General features: G+C 62.7%; 17 protein-coding genes. 6 read left to right on the forward strand and 11 right to left on the reverse strand.

Annotated features, from left to right (window positions below):
* Positions 1 to 34 precede the first annotated feature (34 nt).
* Both AB4Y97_RS06110 and AB4Y97_RS06115 read left to right on the forward strand, forming a co-directional pair.
* Complete coding sequence (locus AB4Y97_RS06110; RefSeq protein ID WP_441998259.1) at positions 35 to 1072, forward strand: Fe(3+) ABC transporter substrate-binding protein; 1038 nt, start codon at positions 35 to 37, stop codon at positions 1070 to 1072.
* 53 nt (positions 1073 to 1125) lie between these two features.
* Positions 1126 to 2832, forward strand: a complete 1707-nt coding sequence (locus tag AB4Y97_RS06115; RefSeq protein ID WP_441998127.1) for an ABC transporter permease — start codon at positions 1126 to 1128, stop codon at positions 2830 to 2832.
* Between the two features lie 85 nt (positions 2833 to 2917).
* Here the strand turns inward: AB4Y97_RS06115 and AB4Y97_RS06120 are convergent, their stop codons facing one another.
* Both AB4Y97_RS06120 and AB4Y97_RS06125 read right to left on the reverse strand, forming a co-directional pair.
* Entirely contained in the window at positions 2918 to 3583 is a 666-nt protein-coding gene (locus AB4Y97_RS06120; protein WP_441998128.1) for a 3-oxoacid CoA-transferase subunit B, read from the reverse strand.
* A 1-nt stretch (position 3584) separates the two neighbouring features.
* Complete coding sequence (locus AB4Y97_RS06125; RefSeq protein ID WP_441998129.1) at positions 3585 to 4319, reverse strand: CoA transferase subunit A; 735 nt, start codon at positions 4317 to 4319, stop codon at positions 3585 to 3587.
* 223 nt (positions 4320 to 4542) lie between these two features.
* Between AB4Y97_RS06125 and AB4Y97_RS06130 the strand changes: the two genes are divergently transcribed.
* Positions 4543 to 6336, forward strand: a complete 1794-nt coding sequence (locus AB4Y97_RS06130; protein WP_441998130.1) for an AsmA family protein — start codon at positions 4543 to 4545, stop codon at positions 6334 to 6336.
* Here the strand turns inward: AB4Y97_RS06130 and AB4Y97_RS06135 are convergent.
* From AB4Y97_RS06135 to AB4Y97_RS06170, 8 genes are all read right to left on the reverse strand, one after another.
* Positions 6330 to 7133, reverse strand: a complete 804-nt coding sequence (locus AB4Y97_RS06135) for an ABC transporter permease (protein ID WP_441998131.1) — start codon at positions 7131 to 7133, stop codon at positions 6330 to 6332. The two genes, AB4Y97_RS06130 and AB4Y97_RS06135, sit on opposite strands and share 7 nt — an antisense overlap.
* Positions 7130 to 8035 (reverse strand): ABC transporter permease subunit, encoded by a 906-nt coding sequence (locus AB4Y97_RS06140; protein ID WP_441998132.1) that lies wholly within the window; start codon positions 8033 to 8035, stop codon positions 7130 to 7132. Before AB4Y97_RS06140 ends, AB4Y97_RS06135 begins: the two co-directional genes overlap by 4 nt.
* Positions 8036 to 8037: 2 nt before the next feature.
* The gene (locus AB4Y97_RS06145; protein ID WP_441998133.1) at positions 8038 to 9204 is read right to left on the reverse strand and encodes an ABC transporter ATP-binding protein; all 1167 of its coding nucleotides are present in this window, start codon (positions 9202 to 9204) and stop codon (positions 8038 to 8040) included.
* A gap of 140 nt (positions 9205 to 9344) precedes the next feature.
* Positions 9345 to 10013 (reverse strand): hypothetical protein, encoded by a 669-nt coding sequence (locus tag AB4Y97_RS06150; protein ID WP_441998134.1) that lies wholly within the window; start codon positions 10011 to 10013, stop codon positions 9345 to 9347.
* Positions 10014 to 10610: 597 nt separating this feature from the next.
* Positions 10611 to 11195, reverse strand: coding sequence for a protein-S-isoprenylcysteine O-methyltransferase (locus AB4Y97_RS06155; RefSeq protein ID WP_441998260.1), 585 nt, complete (start codon positions 11193 to 11195; stop codon positions 10611 to 10613).
* Complete coding sequence (locus tag AB4Y97_RS06160) at positions 11195 to 12424, reverse strand: hypothetical protein (protein ID WP_441998135.1); 1230 nt, start codon at positions 12422 to 12424, stop codon at positions 11195 to 11197. Before AB4Y97_RS06160 ends, AB4Y97_RS06155 begins: the two co-directional genes overlap by 1 nt.
* Before the next feature lie 298 nt (positions 12425 to 12722).
* On the reverse strand, positions 12723 to 14321 hold the full coding sequence (locus AB4Y97_RS06165; protein WP_441998136.1) for a DHA2 family efflux MFS transporter permease subunit: 1599 nt from the start codon (positions 14319 to 14321) through the stop codon (positions 12723 to 12725).
* Between the two features lie 19 nt (positions 14322 to 14340).
* The gene (locus AB4Y97_RS06170; protein WP_441998137.1) at positions 14341 to 15540 is read right to left on the reverse strand and encodes an HlyD family secretion protein; all 1200 of its coding nucleotides are present in this window, start codon (positions 15538 to 15540) and stop codon (positions 14341 to 14343) included.
* Positions 15541 to 15687: 147 nt separating this feature from the next.
* Between AB4Y97_RS06170 and AB4Y97_RS06175 the strand changes: the two genes are divergently transcribed.
* From AB4Y97_RS06175 to AB4Y97_RS06185, 3 genes are all read left to right on the forward strand, one after another.
* Entirely contained in the window at positions 15688 to 16341 is a 654-nt protein-coding gene (locus AB4Y97_RS06175; RefSeq protein WP_441998138.1) for a TetR/AcrR family transcriptional regulator, read from the forward strand.
* A gap of 102 nt (positions 16342 to 16443) precedes the next feature.
* A complete protein-coding gene (locus AB4Y97_RS06180; protein WP_441998139.1) occupies positions 16444 to 17232 on the forward strand; it encodes a bestrophin-like domain in 789 nt (262 codons plus the stop codon).
* 113 nt (positions 17233 to 17345) lie between these two features.
* Positions 17346 to 17816, forward strand: coding sequence for an NUDIX hydrolase (locus AB4Y97_RS06185; RefSeq protein ID WP_441998140.1), 471 nt, complete (start codon positions 17346 to 17348; stop codon positions 17814 to 17816).
* A 12-nt stretch (positions 17817 to 17828) separates the two neighbouring features.
* Here the strand turns inward: AB4Y97_RS06185 and AB4Y97_RS06190 are convergent, their stop codons facing one another.
* Complete coding sequence (locus tag AB4Y97_RS06190) at positions 17829 to 18515, reverse strand: Crp/Fnr family transcriptional regulator (RefSeq protein ID WP_441998141.1); 687 nt, start codon at positions 18513 to 18515, stop codon at positions 17829 to 17831.
* Positions 18516 to 18638 lie beyond the last annotated feature (123 nt).

Consider the following 18638-nt stretch of genomic DNA (forward strand, 5'->3'; position numbering starts at 1 on the left):
CCCACCTGCCTGACATGTTGCTGAGGAAGTCATGATGATGAACACCACGTTTGCGCGCGGATTGCTTTTCGGTGCGGCGGCACTGGGCGCTCTTGCGGGATCGGGCCTGCCGGCCTCGGCGCAGGGCGTCGTGAATGTTTATACGAACCGCGAACCTGGCCTCTATTCCGCAACCCTCGACGAGTTCACCAAAGCGACCGGCATCAAAGTCAACGCCATCTTCTCCGAGCAGGGCCTAGCGGAGCGCATCAAGGCCGAGGGCGAGAGCAGCCCGGCTGACGTGCTCATTACCGTCGATATCGGCAAGATTCAGGAGGCGGTGGATCTCGGCATCACGCAGCCGGTGAAGTCGGAGGTCCTGACCTCCGCCATCCCGTCGCAGCTTCGCGATCCCGACAATCGCTGGTTCGCCCTGTCGATGCGCGCCCGCTCGATCTATGCCTCGAAGGATCGGGTGAAGGACAAGGCCATCACTTATGAAGACCTGGCGGACCCGAAGTGGAAGGGCAAGATCTGCACCCGTTCGTTCCAGCACCAGTACAACATTGCCTTGACCGCCGCGATGATCGTCAAGCACGGCGAGGCGAAGACGGAGGAATGGCTGAAGGGCGTGAAGGCCAATCTCGCCAAGAAACCCTCCGGCGGTGACCGCGACGTGGCGAAGGACATTCTGGCCGGCGTCTGCGACATCGGCCTCGGCAACACGTACTATGTCGGCCTCATGACCAACGGCACGAACCCCGACCAGAAGAAGTGGGCCGAAGCGATCAATGTGATCCTGCCGACCTTCAAGGATGGCGGAACGCATGTGAACGTCTCGGGCATCGTGATGCTCAAGAACGCACCGAACCGCGAGAATGCCCTCAAGCTCATGGAATACATGGTGACCCCGGTGGCCCAGCATGTCTTCGCCGATGTGAACTATGAATATCCCGTCCGCGCCGGCATCGAGATCAATCCTCTCGTGAAGTCCTTCGGGCCTCTGCGCGCCGAGGAGATGAGCCTCTCCGACGTGGCGAAGAACCGCGCGAAGGCCAGCGCCCTCGTCGACAAGGTCGGCTTCGATCGCTAAGGCATAGCGCTCTCCCGCCCCCGGGAGAGCGCATCCTCTTCGGTCGCCATTTCATGAATACATTGGCTCTCAGCCACCGTTTTTCCGCAACCTCTCTGCGGCGCGCCCTGAATGGCGCGCCGCTTTGGTCCGTTGCGGTCGTGATCGGGGTCGCCGCTCTGGTGCTGGCGCCGCTCGTCTCGCTCCTCCACATCGCGGCGCAGGGCGAGGCGACCCTTTGGGCGCAGGTGACGGCCGATATCCTGCCCGCCGCCCTTCTCGATACGGGAATGCTGCTCGGCGGCGTCGCCATCCTTGCCGGTTCGGTCGGAATCGGCACCGCGTGGCTCGTAACCGCGCACCGCTTTCCGGGGAGAGCTCTGCTCTCCGCGCTTCTTCCCCTGCCGCTCGCGGTGCCGACCTACATCACGGCCTATATCTATGTCGAAATCTTCGACGCGGCGGGGCCGGTGCAGATGGGCCTGCGCAGCCTCATGGGCTGGACGTCCCGCGCCGATTACTGGTTTCCCGAAATCCGCTCGGTCTACGGCTGCATTTTTGTGATGTCTGCCGTTCTCTACCCTTATGTCTATCTCGCCGCGCGGGTGATGTTCCTCACCCAGAGCGCCAGCATGATCGAGGTGGCGCGCACGCTCGGCGCGAGCCGGTTCAAGCTCTTTCGCGCCATCGCGATTCCGCTCGCCCGCCCTGCCCTCGCCGTCGGCCTGTCCCTCGTCCTGCTGGAAGCGCTGAACGATATCGGCGCGAGCGAATATCTCGGCGTGCGCACGCTTACCGTGTCCATCTTCACCACCTGGCTCAATCGCGGCAGCCTGGCCGGCGCGGCGCAGATCGCCTGCGTCATGCTTGCCCTGGTCATCGCCCTGATCTTCATCGAGCGGTACGGCCGGCGCGACCGGCGCTATGCCCTGTCGACACGCCGCCCCCGGGTGACGCAGCCTGTCGATCTCTCCGCCGGAAGCGGCTGGCTGGCGACGCTCTTCTGCGCGCTTCCGGTTCTGATGGGCTTCATTCTTCCGGTCGCCTTCCTGCTCCGGGAGGTGGCGCGGCGCAGCTTGAGCGAGCAGATTGATGACGCGTTCCTCACCCATCTCCTGACGACGATCGGTCTGTCGAGCGCCGCCACCGTGGCGGCTTTGGCCTTTGGCATCGTCCTCGTCACGGCATCGCGCCTTGCCCGTCTTCATCTGACGAAGGTGGCGCTTGCGGTCGCGGGCATCGGCTATGCGGTGCCGGGCACGGTTCTGGCGCTCGGCCTTCTCACCCCGCTCGTCGCCATCGATACGGGGCTGGGCGTCTTGTGGAAGGCACTGACGGGAGAGCGCGTCGGGCTGATCCTGATGGGATCGGCGGGCGGCATCGTCATCGCCTATCTGATCCGCTTCCTGCCGATCGCGACGGGCTCGCTCTCAGCCGGGCTCGATCGGGTATCCACGGGGATCGAGGATGCGGGCCGGATTTTGGGCGCAAGGCCGCGGGAGCTGGTGCTGAAAATCCAGATCCCGCTGCTGCGGCCTGCACTGGCGAGCGCGGCGCTTCTGGTCTTCGTGGACTGCATCAAGGAATTGTCGGCGACGCTTCTGTTGCGGCCGCTGAATACCGAAACCCTGGCCACGCTCGTCTATGGGCATGCCTCACGCGGGGCGTTCGAGGACGGCTCTCTCGCCGCCCTCGTCATCGTGCTGGTCGGCCTCGTACCGGTGATCCAGTTGGTGCGCAGCGCCGAAGCCCGCCCGAAAGCGGCCAGCGCCTCACCATAAAGAAAGCGGCCGCGACCGGCCGCTCCCATCTTATGATCGCATGCCCGGATCGGCGAGAAGACACCTCATCCGCAAAGGACATGGTTCAGGCCGCGTTCGACTGCTTGCTCTCCAGCGCGACGCGGAAATTAGCCTGCGTCTTGGCCTTGATCTCATCGACCGTGACGCCGTCGGCAAGCTCGATCAGGGTCATGCCGGAGCCACCCTTCTTGTCGATGGTGAAGACGCCGAGATCGGTGATCACCATGTCGACCACGCCCGCACCGGTGAGCGGCAGGTTGCACTCCTTGAGGAGCTTCGGCTCGTCCTTGGCCACATGCTCCATGACCACGACGACGCGCTTGACGCCCGCCACCAGATCCATGGCGCCGCCCATGCCCTTCACCATCTTGCCGGGGATCATCCAGTTGGCGAGATCGCCGTTCTGTGCCACCTGCATGGCGCCCAGGATCGACAGGTCGATATGGCCGCCACGGATCATGCCGAAGGAGTCCGCGCTGGAGAAATAGCTCGTGGTCGGCAGCTCGGTGATGGTCTGCTTGCCGGCATTGATCAGGTCGGCATCCTCCTCACCCTCGTAAGGGAAAGGCCCCATGCCGAGCATGCCGTTTTCCGATTGCAGCTGCACGCGCATGCCCTTGGGAATGAAGTTCGACACCAGGGTTGGAATGCCGATGCCGAGATTGACGTAGTAGCCGTCGCGCAGTTCCTTCGCCGCGCGAGCGGCCATCTGTTCACGGGTCCAGGCCATCTCAGATTTCCTCCCCTACTCCCGCCGACGCCATGGCTTCGCGCTTGCGGGTCGTTCTTTGCTCGATGTGCTTCACCGGGTTCGGCACGTGCACGATACGCTGCACGAAGATGCCGGGCGTGTGGATGCAGTCCGGATCGATCTCGCCCGCCGGCACCAGATGCTCGACCTCGGCGATGGTGATCTTCGCGGCGGTGGCCATCATCGGGTTAAAGTTGCGCGCCGTCTTGCGGTAGACGAGGTTGCCCTCGGTGTCGCCCGTGCGGGCATGGACCACGGCGATATCGGCGAACAGCCCGCGCTCCATGACGTATTTCTCGCCATCGAACTCGCGCACCTCCTTGCCTTCGGCGATCAGGGTGCCGACGCCGGTCTTGGTGAAGAAGGCCGGGATACCGGCGCCACCGGCGCGGATACGCTCGGCGAGCGTGCCTTGCGGGTTGAACTCGAGCTCGAGCTCACCGGACAGATATTGCTGGGCGAAAAGCTTGTTCTCGCCCACATAGGACGAAATCATCTTGCGGATCTGGCGGGTTTCCAAAAGGCGGCCAAGGCCGACGCCGTCGACACCGGCATTGTTGGAGATGAAGGTCAGGTCCTTCGCGCCCGATTCTCGGATGGCCTCGATCAAGGCCTCGGGAATGCCGCAGAGGCCGAATCCCCCCGCCATGATGGTCATGCCATCCTTCACAAGCTCGGCCATGGCCGAGCGTGCATCGTTATAAACCTTATCCATCAAACCCTCTTTGGGCTTATGCCTGTTTCACGTCCGCCCTGGGCGGTTGAACGTCACCCTGCAACCTAGCCTCAATTTAGACAATCCCTTCGTATGGATATAAGGATACTCCTGCGGCAGCGCCCGCTTCATCGCCCAAGTTTGCCGCCAAGTTTGCCGCCCAAATCATTCCTACCTGCAGAAGACGTTCGCAACGTGGGATAAAAGGTCTAGATTACAGTTCATGTCCCGCCGCGTCGTTCTTCTTATCGCATTGTGCACGCTCGCCATCCTGGGAGCGGCCTCCGCCCCATGGACTCTCACGCCGGGCGGCCTCGCGGCAACCGTGACCGAGCATTTGCAGGGTCGCTACGGGCTCGACCTCAAGGTTCGGGGCCGCAGCACCTTCGCGCTTCTGCCGACCCCGCGGGTCAAGTTCGAGGAGATCACCCTCTCCTTCCCCAAGCAGCTCATCAAGGCGGAAGGCGGCACCCTGCGTGGGGAGTTGCGGATTCTACCCCTTTTCTTCGGACGAATTGAATTGTCCGAGATCGCCCTGAGCGAGGCGCGGATCACCGCCTCGGCCGAAGCACTGCGCAATCTCGACTGGGCGCGGCTGTTCAAGGAGCGCATTGGCGAGACCCATGCCCGCCGACTGGTTCTGACCGGCACCTCCATCGACTGGACGGACATCAGGGATGAAGGGCTGACCGATCTGAACGCCCTCATCAACTGGACCGGAGCCGGCGAGCCCCTCCACGCGATCGTCTCCGCCTTCTGGCGTGGGGAGCAGGTCACGATCGAGCAGGCATCCTTCTATCCCATCCGTCTGGCCTCGGACCAGCCGAGCCCCTTGTCCCTGACCCTCGCCGCCAATTCCGGACGCCTGACGATCCAGGGCGAGGCCCAGATCGGGGACGACCCGCGCTTCACCGGGCAAAGCCTCCTGAAGGCGACCTCTATCCGCGATTTCGTGCGATGGAGCGGGGTCGGCTTGCCCTTCGGCTCATTGATACAGAGCGTCTCGATCGAAGGCGATCTGTCCGTCAACCGCCGCCGCTTCTCCTGGCCCTCCGTGGCCGTTACCCTTGGGTCGGACAAGCTCGAAGGCACGATGGCGATCAGGCTCGGTGCGGAGCGTCCCATCATCGCCGGCACGCTTGCGGCGGAAGAGCTCAACCTCTCCGATTTCGTGCTGCCGCTCGCTCAGACGCGCACCCCCTCCGGCGCTTGGAGCGACGAGGCGATCAACCTCGTCCAGGCCACCGGCAACGATCTCGACCTGCGCCTGTCGGCCACGAAGGCCCAGTTCGGGCGCCTGCATCTGGGAGACATGGCGGCGAGCATCCTCGTCCGGCCCGGCCGCGTCGAGACTTCCCTCGGCCGCGCAGATTTTCACGAGGGCACCCTGAAGGGCCGCCTTTCCCTGGTGGCTCACGACGGTATGGTCGACGTGAAAAGCCAGGGCTCCTTCGAGCGGGTGAACATCGCCTCGTTCCTGAGCGAGATCGGCCAGCCGCGCTGGATCACCGGGCAGGCGCAGGGACAATTCGTCCTCGAAGGCCTTGGTACGAGTCCGGCTGAGGTGGTGCGCAAGGCGCAGGGCCGTTCCTCGATCACGGTGAAGCAGGGCGAACTCGTCGGCATCGCGCTCAACGATGCCCTGAGGCGCGTGGAAAAGCGTCCCCTGTCGGCATCCCTGACCTGGAAAGGCGGCCGTACGCCTTTCGACCAGGCACAGGCCCAGCTCATGATGAATGGCGGCCTCGGCGAGCTTGCGGAGAGCCGCATCACCGCACCGACTTTTACCACTCAACTCCAGGGGCATGTCTCGCTGACTGAGCGCTCCCTCGACCTGAAGGCGGAAGTCTCGCCGTTGACGCCGAGCCCCAGCATCGCTCCCGCCATCGTCTTCGACGTTTCGGGCGGGTGGGATGACATTGCCATTACGCCCAACGCGCGCTCCCTGATCGAGCGGTCGGGTGCAGCGCGTCCTCTCTTCGGACCCGAACCCGCCCCGCTCGCGACGGCTCAGTGAGCGTCGCGCCGGGAGCGCAGGGCCGAGCGCTTCGTGAGCAGGGTCGCCGCAACGACGCCGAGCGTCACGATACCGATCAGGATGGCCGAGGCCGCATTGACCTCCGGCGAGAGACCGAGCCGCACCTGGCTGTAGATCCGTATCGGCAGGGTCGTCGCCCCCGGCCCCGTGTTGAAGCTCGCGATGACGAGATCGTCCAGCGACAGGGTGAAGGCCAGAAGAAAGCCCGCCACGATGGATGGGGCGATCAGCGGCAGCGTCACGAATAAGAAGGTGCGCAGTGGCGGCGCACCGAGATCCATCGCCGCTTCCTCCAATGACCGGTCGAAAGTCATCAGACGCGCCTGAACCACCACCGTGACAAAGCACATGGTAAGCGTCGTATGCGCCAGCGTGATGGTCCAGAACCCGCGGTCGAGGCCGATGGCCACGAAGAACAGAAGCAGCGAGAGGCCGGTGATGACCTCCGGCATGACCATGGGCGCATAGACCATGCCGGTGAACAGGGTACGGCCCGGAAAGCGTCCATAGCGGGTCAACGCCAGGGCCGCGAGCGTGCCGAGAACGGTCGAGAGGCTTGCCGACAGGAGCGCGATCCGCAACGTCACCCAGGCCGCTTCCATCAATGGCTCGTTGCGGAACAGCGCCCCATACCACTGGGTCGAGAAGCCGCCCCACACCGTGACGAGACGCGAGGCGTTGAACGAATAAACGATCAGCAGCAGGATCGGCAGGTAGAGAAAAGCGAAGCCGACGACCAGCGACGTGATGTTGAAGAGGCTCAAGCGGCGGGTCATGGCCGCGTCTCCATCCGCCGCGCCTCGACATCGCGATAAACCACGATCGGCACGACGAGAATGATCAGGAGCAGGATGGCGACGGCGGAAGCGAGCGGCCAGTCCCGGTTGGAGAAGAACTCGCTCCAGAGTTGACGGCCGATCATCAGGGTTTCCGATCCGCCGAGCAGATCCGGGATCACGAACTCGCCGACCGCCGGGATGAAGCACAGGAGCGAGCCGGCGATGATACCCGGCATGGCGAGCGGCACCGTGATCACCCAGAAAGCGCGCCAGGGCGGCGAGCCGAGGTCGAGCGCCGCTTCGATCAGGGTATCGTCCATCTTCTCGAGGGTGGCATAAAGCGGCAGCACCATGAACGGCAGATAGGCGTAGACGATGCCGATGAAGACCGCCGCCTCCGTGTTGAGGATGTTCAGCGGTTCGCCGATCAGTCCCAGCGCCATCAGGCCCTGATTGAGCAGGCCCTCGGGCTTGAGGATTGCGATCCAGGCATAGATGCGGATCAGGAAGCTCGTCCAGAACGGCAGGATGACGAGCGCCACCAGCAGAGGGCGATGGCGCTCGGGAGCGCGGGCCATGGCATAGGCGATGGGAAAGCCGACGAGCAGCAGCAGGAATGTCGAGATCGCCGCGATCCGAACCGAGGAAAGCGTCGCGCTCAAGTAGAGATCGTCCCCGGCCAGGGCCTCGAAATTCTCCAGATCGAGCTGCGAGAAGAAGCCCGCGATATCGCTCCAGTCGAAGACGGGCTTATAGGGCGGCTGCGCCACCGCGGGATCGGAGAGGCTGATCTTGAGAACGATCAGGAACGGCACGAGGAACAGCAGGCCGAGCCAGAGATAGGGCACGGCCGGCACCAGGGCCGAGGCCATCCGTTTCAGGAAGGAGCGCGCGGTCATGGCTATTCCGCCAGGATCACCGCCGCATCCGGCGCGAAGGTGACATAGACCTGCTCGTCCCAATCGATGGGGTTCTGGACGAAACGGGATTTGTTGGCGCGGGTCACGCGCAGGATGGCGCCGGAGGCCAGCTTCACGCGATACACCGTCCAGTCGCCGAGATAACCGATATCCCACACCTCGCCGGTGAGCACGTTCTGCGCGTCGAATTCAGGTGGATCCCGCTGGATCACCATCTTCTCGGGGCGCACGGCAATCGCCACCGCCTGCCCGGTATGCAGCACCTCGTCCGGATCGTCGATGGTCAGCGGCGCATCGGCGGCCGGCGACTGCACCCGCCACAGGCCCTTCTCCTGACCGAGAACGTGGCCTTCGAGAATGTTCACGTCGCCGACGAATTCGGCGATGAAGCGGGTCTTCGGCTGCTCGTAGATCTCGCCCGGCGTCGCGACCTGGGCGATGCGCCCATGATCCATGACCGCGATGCGGTCGGCCATGGTCATCGCCTCTTCCTGATCGTGGGTGACGACGATGAAGGTCATGCCCAGTTCGTGCTGGATATCCATCAGCTCGAACTGGGTCTCCTCCCGCAGTTTCTTGTCGAGGGCGCCGAGCGGCTCGTCGAGCAGCAAGACCTTCGGCCGCTTGGCGAGCGCCCGCGCGAGCGCGACGCGCTGGCGCTGCCCGCCGGAGAGCTGGCTCGGATAACGCTTGGCCAGCCGCTCCAGCTGCACGAGGCGCAGCATCTCGCCGACGCGGGACGCGATCTCGTCCTTCGGCAGGCCATCCTGCTTCAGGCCGAAGGCGATGTTCTTCTCCACGCTCATATGTGGGAAGAGCGCGTAGGACTGGAACATCATGTTCACCGGCCGCCGGTAGGGCGGCACGCCCGCGAGGTTCTGCCCTGCCAGGGTGATGCGTCCCTCGCTTGGCTCCTCGAAACCGGCGATCATCCGCATGAGCGTGGTCTTGCCGCAGCCGGACGGGCCGAGAAGGCAGAAGAACTCACCTTCGAAGATGTTCAGGGACAGGCTGTCCACGGCGAGAGCATCGCCGAACCGCTTGGTGACGTCCTCGACGCGGATGAGCGGCTTGGCGTGGGAATCTGACCAGGGCGCGAAGGAGCGGCGCACGGCGCCCACGGAGGCGGATTGACGGGAGGGAGGCAAGATTTTGGCACTTCGACCTTAAACGAGGAAACCTGCGCGCAAACTATGATGTCCGGGCCCGGAGAACAACGCCAAAAACCGGCCGTCCTTCCAGGCTGCACAGCCGGGTCCTCTCCCATCCCGGTCCGCGATGGCTCGCCTCATTGGGCGGGCTGCGCTGCCATCGTGGCGGCACGCTCCCGTCCGGCATTCAAATCCCGCAATTTGTTGATGAAATCCGCCGGGTAGAGCAATGTCGATGACGGGGTTTCCAGCCCCATATACCTCGCGATATCCGCGACGAAGGCATTGCAATTGTAGGCAACCGCATTCCAAAGGGGCGAATTCGCCTGCAACTTCTTGATATAGGACGTGACCCTTTCGTACTCGGCCGCGCCGAGTACGACGCGATAGCGCGCGGAAACGTATTTTTCATCGAGATCGCCGTCGCTCGGTCCTGTCTCCGATGCGACAGGGATGAAATGCCCGATCATCCAGGGAACCGGGCTATCGCCGGCGGGATGCAGGCCCGCCACTTCCCGGCTGGCAATCTGGCCGCGCCCGTCCAGCCGGCCGAACATCGCAAAAGTATGCCCGTAGCTCAGCGCATATCGCGACCGAAACTCGATGAAGTATTGTCCCGCGGGCGCGGCGCGAACCGCTTTCTTCCCTTTGGTGTTCTGGGCCGCAGCCACCTCGGTAGGGGCCACGCCTGGCGCATTGGAGGCTTTCGCCGCGCTCGCCGCAGTCAATGCCACTGCCACGGAAAGCGCGACCCCAAAGCTAGAGAGAAAGCCCACACGCGCCAGGTTCTTCGTGATATGCCGCATCGTTCGCTCCCACACTGGTGAAACGTGCGTCTCGGATCACGGATATCGTGCCTCGACGCACAATAACAGGTGAAGCATAGTGAAGTAGAGCCAACGATCTCGGGAGCGAGAGGGTCGACTTTCGCCGACCCTTTCAAGTTCGGATTACCCCTTCGTGACAACTGGTGCAGGAGGTGGAGGCGGAGCTTTTCCCTTACCTATGCCTGCGCACGCCGACATAGAGAACACCGCAAGAGTTACGATCGTAATCATGGCAATTCTAGGCATCGCAAGATCCCTCTTTCAACTTGCGAATTTTATCAGAAATGCCAAGATTTTCATCTTATCAAAAAGAGGTGATTTCAATCAACTTAACTACTCTTTCGAGCTGAAATATAGAACATTCAATCAATTTGGCGCAAACTGCGATACCATCTTAGAAATGCCGATAATCTTTCCCAAATAGGCACTCTTACGAAATTTCTAGATCATCGGACCCAAAAGCGGCCTCCAATTATGGGGATCAATCCGATGCTCCCTCGTTGGATGAGCGCATCGTTCCATGCGAACCGAAAGTCCGCTCAGCGAGAAACCGGGGCCACTTTTCCGCACGATGCGTTAGAGGACCCAGGGAATCAGACGAGCGGTCCTGGCCATGTAGCCTCGATAGGATTCGCCAAAAGCCTCGATCATAAGGCGCTCTTCCTCGGCGATCCGGAACAGATAGAGTGTCCCGAACCCGACGAGGCCCGAAAGACCGGCGGCGAGATTGGGCAGCAGGAGCGCCTGTGCGATCGCCCAGAGCCAGAAGGCGCTGTACATCGGATGGCGGACATAGCGATAGACCCCCTCGGTCACGAGCTTATGGTTCTCGCGGACTTCGAGAGTCACCGACCAATTGCGCCCCAGCGCTTTATGCGTGAGGTAGAACATGACCAACGATGCGACTGCGACAATGGCGCCGAGGGACGCCTGGGCGGGGCTGAAGGGATAAGCCGCGAATTTGGGGAAACCCGTCGCGATATAGAAGAACGGCACAATCCCGAGGCCAGTGAGGGAAATCAGCAAGAGCGTGATTTCACACGCGCCGCGCGCACTGCGCGCGATGGGTGTCCGCCGGGATCTCCGGACATGCGGTATGCGAATCACGTACCAGCCTGCCGCAAGGAGAACGAAGGCGGCCTTGGCGATCGTGGGTGTCATCAAGAACTCGCCTCCAGCGGGCTTTCGGGAATGAACGGAAGGTCGATGGCGCTTTCACGGAGGGCTCCGTCGGAGCCTATCGCCGATACGGCTCCATCCGCATACCGGACCTGTCTCTCGACGGAAAGTGGCCCGCAAAGAAGCATGAAATAATCGTAAGCCGCCCGTTGGTCATTGCCGTTGACGAACTGGCAGTGCACCTTGAAGAAATTGCGGCGCATGCGCCGGTACCGGGCCGGCTGCACCATCTTTCTGATGCGCTCGACGCGCACGATGGGCCGCCCCGGCACCTGAAGCCCCATGGCCGTGACGGGATTCGTCTTGTAGAAATTCATCACATCCGTGAGCGCCTGATACTCGGCCCAGAAGATCTGCGAAGCCGACGCCACGCGCCCGACGGCGGCGCGGAACCGTTCCGCACCGCGGTGCAGCCCGATTTTCAGGAGCGACGAGCCGACGGACGCCAATGCGATACGGGGACGGGTCTTGCCGAGATCGGGGTTCAACTGCAGGGCCCGGTCGAGAAGATCGATGGCGAGCACGGCGCCGAGGCTGTGCCCGATGATCAGGATCTCGTCGGCTTCGCTTTCTTTCCCATGCGCGGCAATCTCGCGGGCGACCCTGTCGAACCTCGGATCGAGCACTTCGTCACGCCGTCGAATGTAGTCCCGCGAGAAGATCCAATCGTCGAACAGCAGGGGAAGGTAGAGCCATCTTGCGGGCCATTGCATCAGCAGCACGCCCGCGACGATGCCCGCGCAAACACCGACCAGAGCGGAATCGGACATTCGCGCGGCAACAATGCCTGCAACCAGAGCAAGGGCGACGAGCAGACCGAAGAAAACGAACGGATAGAGGAAGAAACCCGCATAGCGCCAGTTGGACCGCAAATAGCCCCAGAGCGCACCGGCTTGGACGAAATCCACGAAGGCCATCAATGCGAGCGGAATCCGCCGCCACATGGGCCTCGCCTGCGCCGTCTCGATCACATCCTCCCAGAGTACCAGACGATATTCGGTCTCGACACTCCAATTGGGACCGGATGCGACCACGCGCCAGGACGCGACATCGGGCCCTATGACTGGCCCGGAGATCGAGGTTGCCACGGACCATGTGCTCTCGAACCGGCACAACTCTCGCGAGAATCGACGATAAGCATCCTGCGGCGCAACGGGGTTATAGCCGCCCAAGTGATATACGAGGCGCTTGGTCGATGCGGGTTTCGCCATGCCTCCCCCGTGTCAAGAGCTTCAAGCTGCGCCGCCTGCACCTGACGGACTTTCAATATCGATTTCTATTGTACCCGCCTCGATTCTCCAAGGCTGCATCGGCCGCGAAGATGCACCTTAAAGTATAATCGGCAATGAAATTGCGAGATGTGGACTGATCCGGAACAATGTGGAAGGCAGATACTCTCGAAGTCGAATCGCACTGTTTCAGGCTGCGGCGCAGCGGGCCTGTCCCGGTAAATTAATTCCTTGGGACACTCGGCCGGCGCATATCCGCCTGGCCGCCAATCGACGACAACTAGTGTCCCCCGCCTCCCCCGGCCGGAGCGGCGCGCGGCTTCTTGATGAAGGGCAGCGCGCAGAGCAGCGCCAGGAAGAGGAAGGTCAGGAGGTAGAATACATCCGCGAAGGACATCACCATCGCCTGCTTCCTCACCATGTTCGACATGGTCTTGATGGCCGCCTGCCCCGCATCCGAACCAAGGCTGTTAAAGCTCCGTGTCATGGTATCGAGGGTCTCGATTGCCACTGAGCGGCCCCAGTTCACGCTGTCGTGCAGGCGCTGGAGATGCAGGTCGAGCCGGTTGTTCAGGATCGTGTTGATCAGCGCCAGGCCGACCGCGCCGCCGAGATTGCGGGTGAGGTTGTAGAGGCCCGAGGCGTTCTTGATCCGCTCCGGCGGCAGCGTGCCGAGCGCGATGTTGTTGATCGGCACCATGCAGATCATCAGCCCGACGCCGCGGAAAATCTGCGGCACGAACAATTCCCAGAAATCCCAATCCTTGGTCAGGCCGGTAATCAGCCACGTGCCGAAGGCGAAGGCGGCAAAGCCCATGCCCATCATCACGCGCGGATCGAGCACCCGCGACAATCGCCCGGCGACGGGCGCCATCAGGAACATGCATGCGCCCGAGACGAACATGGTCTCGCCGATCTGCAGGGATGAATAACCCCGCACCCGGCCAAGATAGAGCGGGTAGAGATACGTCAGGCCGTAAAGGCCGATGCCCATGACGAAGCTGAAGGACGAGCCGGCCAGGAAGTTGCCGTCGGTAAAGGCCCGCAGATCGACGATGGGATGCTTCGCGGTGAAAGCCCGGTAGAAAAAGCCGATGGCGCCGACCGCGCAGACCACGGCCAGGATGGCCACCGCCTCGTCCTGGAACCAGTCGTTGTTGGGCCCCTCCTCGAGCACATATTCCAGTGCGCCCAGAAACGCGGCCATGAAGCCCAGGCCCGACCAGTCGAAGGTCTTGAACAGGCCGAGGTTCGGCTCGTCGAAATCGACCAGGAGATAGGTCGAGACGGTCACGAAGATGCCGGGGACGATGTTGACCAGGAACAGCCAGTGCCAGGAGAAAAGGTCGGTCAGGTAGCCGCCGATGGTCGGGCCTATGGTCGGCGCGAGCGTCGCAACGAGGCCGATGATCGGCGAGATCACGGGTCGCTTCTCGGGCGGGAAGATGGTGAAGGCCGAGGCGAAGACGGTCGGGATCATGCCGCCGCCGATAAAGCCCTGGAGGGCGCGCCAGACGATCATCTCGTTGATTGAGGTCGAGGTGGCGCACATGAAGCTCATGAGCGTGAAGCCGCCTGCCGAGATCACGAACATCCAGCGGGTCGAGAGTACTCGCGACAGGGTGCCGGAGAGCGGGATCATGATCACTTCCGCGATCAGATAGCTCGTCTGCACCCAGGAAATCTCATCCGCCGACGCGGACAGGCCCGCCTGGATTTCCGCAAGCGACGCCGAGACGATCTGAATGTCGAGGATCGCCATGAACATGCCGAAGACCATGCAGAAGAACGCGAATGTCCGGCGCCGGTCGAGCGGCGCCGATTTCGCGGCAGGCATGGGACCTGACGGCTTGCTGGCAATGGCGGCGGAAGCGGCCATGAATGCTGACTCTTATCTCTTAGCGCCGGGCGGTTTTCGAGGCCTGCGCCTCTTCCCGCGTATCCACCTTCACGACGACCGACAGGCCGGGGCGCAGCATTCCCTTCTGCGCGATGTCGTCGCTGACGGAGACCCGCACGGGCACGCGCTGCACGATCTTGGTGAAGTTGCCGGTCGCATTCTCCGGCGGCAGCAGGCTGAACACCGCTCCGGAGGCCGGCGAGACGCTCTCGATGGTTCCGACGACGTCGGAATTCGGGAAGGCATCCACCTCGATATGAACCTTCTGGCCCGGCTTCAGGGAGGCGAGCTGCGTCTCCTTGAAATTGGCGTCCACATGGACATTCCTGAGGGGCACCAGGGCCGCCAGCCGCGTTCCCGGCTGCACGAAGGTGCCGACCTCGACGGCCTTGTTGCCGACGACGCCGTCGACCGGCGCGCGGATCTCTGTGAAGGACAGGTCCCGCTCGGCCTTCGCCACCGCCGTCTGCTGCTCGGCGGCCACGCGCTGGGCTTCGATCTGCTGGGCGGACAGAACATCGACATTGGCCTGAGCCAGCGCCCAAGCCGCCCGGGCGCTCTGGACATTGGCCTCCGTACGGTCACGCTCGGCCTTGGCGGTTTCGAACGTGGCCTTGCTGGCGTAGTTGGATTGGGCAAGCTGCTGCTGGCGAGCGAAATCGCCCGCGGCGCGCTCGGCATCGGCCTTGGCCGCCACGACCTGCGCCTCGGCCTGCGCGACGGAGGCCTTGCCGGCCTCGATCTGGCGGCCGATGCGGGAAACCGCGCTCTGCTGGGTGGCGAGTTTGTCCTTGGCGGATTGCAAGGCCAGGCGGTAATCGCCGTCGTCGATCTTCGCGATCAGGTCGCCGGCCTTGACGCTCTGGTTGCTGGCAACGGCAACGGAAGACACGTAACCCGAGACCTTGGCCGACAGGATGGTGATATCGGCCTGAACGTAGGCATCGTCCGTCGACACCATGAAGCGGCCGTTCGTCCACCAGTGATAGCCCTCGTAGCCTCCGAAGCCCAAGGCGGCAAGGAGAACGGCAAGGAGGACAGGCTTCTTGCCGAAACGGGACTTGGCCGTCTTTACGGACACGGCCGGAGGCGCCGAGGCCTCGACGGATTGGGCCGCGGGGGCTGGCTTGTGAGCCTTTTCCACCTGGGGAGAGGGTCCCTCCCCCTTGGTGCGGGAATCGTCGTCGCGATAAGCCATGTCGAAATCGAACCTCGACGCGCACGGTAGCGACGGGAAGCCGCCACCGCGTTACGCGTACTGGAAACTATCTGCTGTAGCACCTATATGGATTGACTGAACGGTTCGGTCAATGGCAAATACGTCGCGGGAGGTGACAAAACGCACATGAGCAAGATCGACGACATCGCGCCCACACGGCCCTCTTCCGTCGAAGATGGGGCGGAGAGCGCCAAGCGCCGCCAGATTCTGGAAGGAGCCCGTCAGGTATTCCTGGCCGAGGGTTTCGATGGCGCGAGCATGGGCGCGATCGCGAAGGAAGCAGGCGTCTCCAAGGGAACGCTCTACGTCTATTTCAACAGCAAGGAAGCCCTGTTCGAGGCCCTGACGGTCGAGGAAAAACAGGGGCTGGCCGAGGTCCTGTTCAGGCTCGACGCCGACGATCCGGACGTGAGGGGCGTTCTGACACGTCTCGGCACCAGCTACCTGAGCCATATGGGCGACCCGGAGCATATCTCGTCCGTGCGGATGGTGATCGGGGCGGCGGAAAAATTTCCCCGGATCGGGCAGGTTTTCTATGAAGCCGGTCCATGCCAGGGCATCGCCCGGATCAAGAACTATCTCGACCGGCAGGTCGAGGCCGGGCGCCTGGATATCGCGGATACCAGCATTGCCGCCCAGCATCTCCTCGATCTGTGCCAATCGGGCACGATGCGCCGCCTTCTCTTCTCTGTCGGCACCCGGCCGAACGAGGAGGAAATCAGGAAGACCGTGGAGAATGCCATGCGGGTCTTTTTTGCCGCCTATGGGCCTAAGAAGTAGATCCGGAAACGGATTCCCCCCGGCCCGAGCCAGCGACTCCCGCTTGTGCTAGTGTAGGCTCGATTTCGACCGCCCTGCCGCAACGAAGGGGGAGACTGCGTCGTGATCGACTGGCTGCACAGATTGCCTGTCGCGCTGGGAGCGACAGTCGTTTGCGCCGTTTTCCTGATCCCGACCCTGCTCGGCTCGGTGTTCCTGCAGCCATTCGTCGGCAGATTTCTGCAGGGCGAGAAGAATCAGAATGCGCTTGTCGGGCTGCTTTTGAACTCGTTCACGCTCTATTACGGCGTCTTGCTGGCATTGCTCTCCATTGCGGTCTTCAACAACTATGTCGCGGCGCGGGACTCGATCGGCCGCGAAGCAGCCACCATCCGCGCCCTGTATCGTGACGTGGGCGGCTACCCGGAGCCGGCCCGCACCGTGATGCGGGATCTCCTGCGCCAATATGTCGAGGATCAGATCGGCCCCGGCTGGCGCGAGCAGCGGAGGGAAGGAATATCGCCCCGCAGCGCCCTGCTTGTCGATCAGCTCAGCAATTTCCTGCTGAGCTTCAGGCCCAACCGCCAGAACGAGGAAGATCTGCATCGGGAGACGCTGCGGACCTTCGACGAATTCATCGAGCGCCGCCGCATCCGCGTACTGGCCGCCGGAACCACCATTCCCCCGGTGATCTGGTATGTGGTCCTGACCGGGGCCGTGCTGAATGTCTTCGTCCTGTGGCTCTTCAACCTCAAGCGGACGACCCACTTCATTCTCGGCGGGATTCTGACCATCTTCATCGCGCTCGTCATCTACATGGTGGCCGTCCTCGACCGCCCGTTCCGGGGCGCCCACGGGCTTCAACCCGACGATCTCATCGAACTGCGTCAGCAGATGGGGCCGCAAATGTAACGGGCGCTGATGGTCATTTCCGGCGGACCACAGCCCATGCTTCGAATAACGCTATACGGCACTCTCTCTCGTGTTAGGTTCATTTTGCAGTCCCGGCATGCCGAGAAAATCTGATGCGACGACGCCCTTCCGCCCGGCTTATCGTTCTGGCCCCAAGCGATCGTGTTCTACTCTTTCGCTTCGTCCACAAGAGAGGTCCCCTGGCGGGGCAGGATTACTGGGCGACGCCGGGAGGAGGTGTCGAAGCGGGGGAGAGTTTCGTCGAGGCCGCCGAGCGCGAACTATTCGAGGAGACAGGTATCGCGGCGATGATCAGCGAGCCCCATATCGCTGAACGGAAGTTCATCCTTCAACTCTCCGATGGCGAGCATGTGATGGCAGAGGAGCGCTTTTTCCTCGTGCGCGCCGCGATCGACACCCTGTCGCGAGACCGTTGGACTGCCGAGGAGGTGGAAGTGATGGCGGACCATCGATGGTGGAGCGTGCACGAACTTGCCGGCACGACCGAGATGGTTTTCCCGGAAGACATCGCCCGGATCCTGCAAGAGCTCATCGATACTTCCGGTCCTCTTGCTCGAGCCTAGAGGATCGTGGCCTCAGGCGTCCTCGCGCATGGCATCCGCGACACGGGCCTTGAGCACGTCGGGATGGCGCAGGATCAGCGCCCCCCTCGTGCGCTCGATCAGGCCCTCCTGAGACATCATGGAGAACTCCCGGGTCACCTGCTCGCGCCGGCAGCCGATGCGGGCTGCCATGATGTGGTGGAAGGGCGGCGGCGTGATGACCCTCTCCCCGCTTTTCTCTCCTCTTGGGATCGAGAGGCGCAGAAGCTCCGAATACAGTCTGTGCCTGAGATCGAGGACCGTCTGCTCGACAAAACGGGCGTTCAACTCCCGAATACGCGAAGACATCAGGCAGAAAAGCCGCTCTGCAACTTTGCAATGCGAGTACACCAGTTCCCGAAAGACTAGGGCCGGCATCATGCAGGCCTCGCCCCTCGTGAGCGCCGTCACGTTGGCCGACCGCTTGATGCCGTCGAGGGCCGCCAGCTCGCCGAACAGCTCGCCGGATTTCATCTCGTCGAGGATGACCTCTTTGCCAGAGGCGGTGCGCATGAGAACCCGCACCTCGCCCGCCAGGAGAAAATAGACGTCCGTGGAAAGATCGTCGAAATCGACGAGGGTCTCCTCGGGGCCGAAACGGCGCCAGTTCGCCCTCGCTTCGAACGGCGCGAGATCGATGCCTAAATCCTTGAAGAGCAGAATGCCGGAAAGCCGCGCCATCTTATCCCCTTACCGGCTTCCATCGTTCAACAGCAATGGCTTAAGGTCAAGCTCCAACTGAATAGCGTTACGCCAAAGAAAAAGAGCCGGGCTGTCGCCAACCCGGCTCTTTGGATGACTGAC

Source organism: Microvirga sp. 2TAF3 (assembly GCF_052114965.1).
Taxonomy (GTDB): domain Bacteria; phylum Pseudomonadota; class Alphaproteobacteria; order Rhizobiales; family Beijerinckiaceae; genus Microvirga.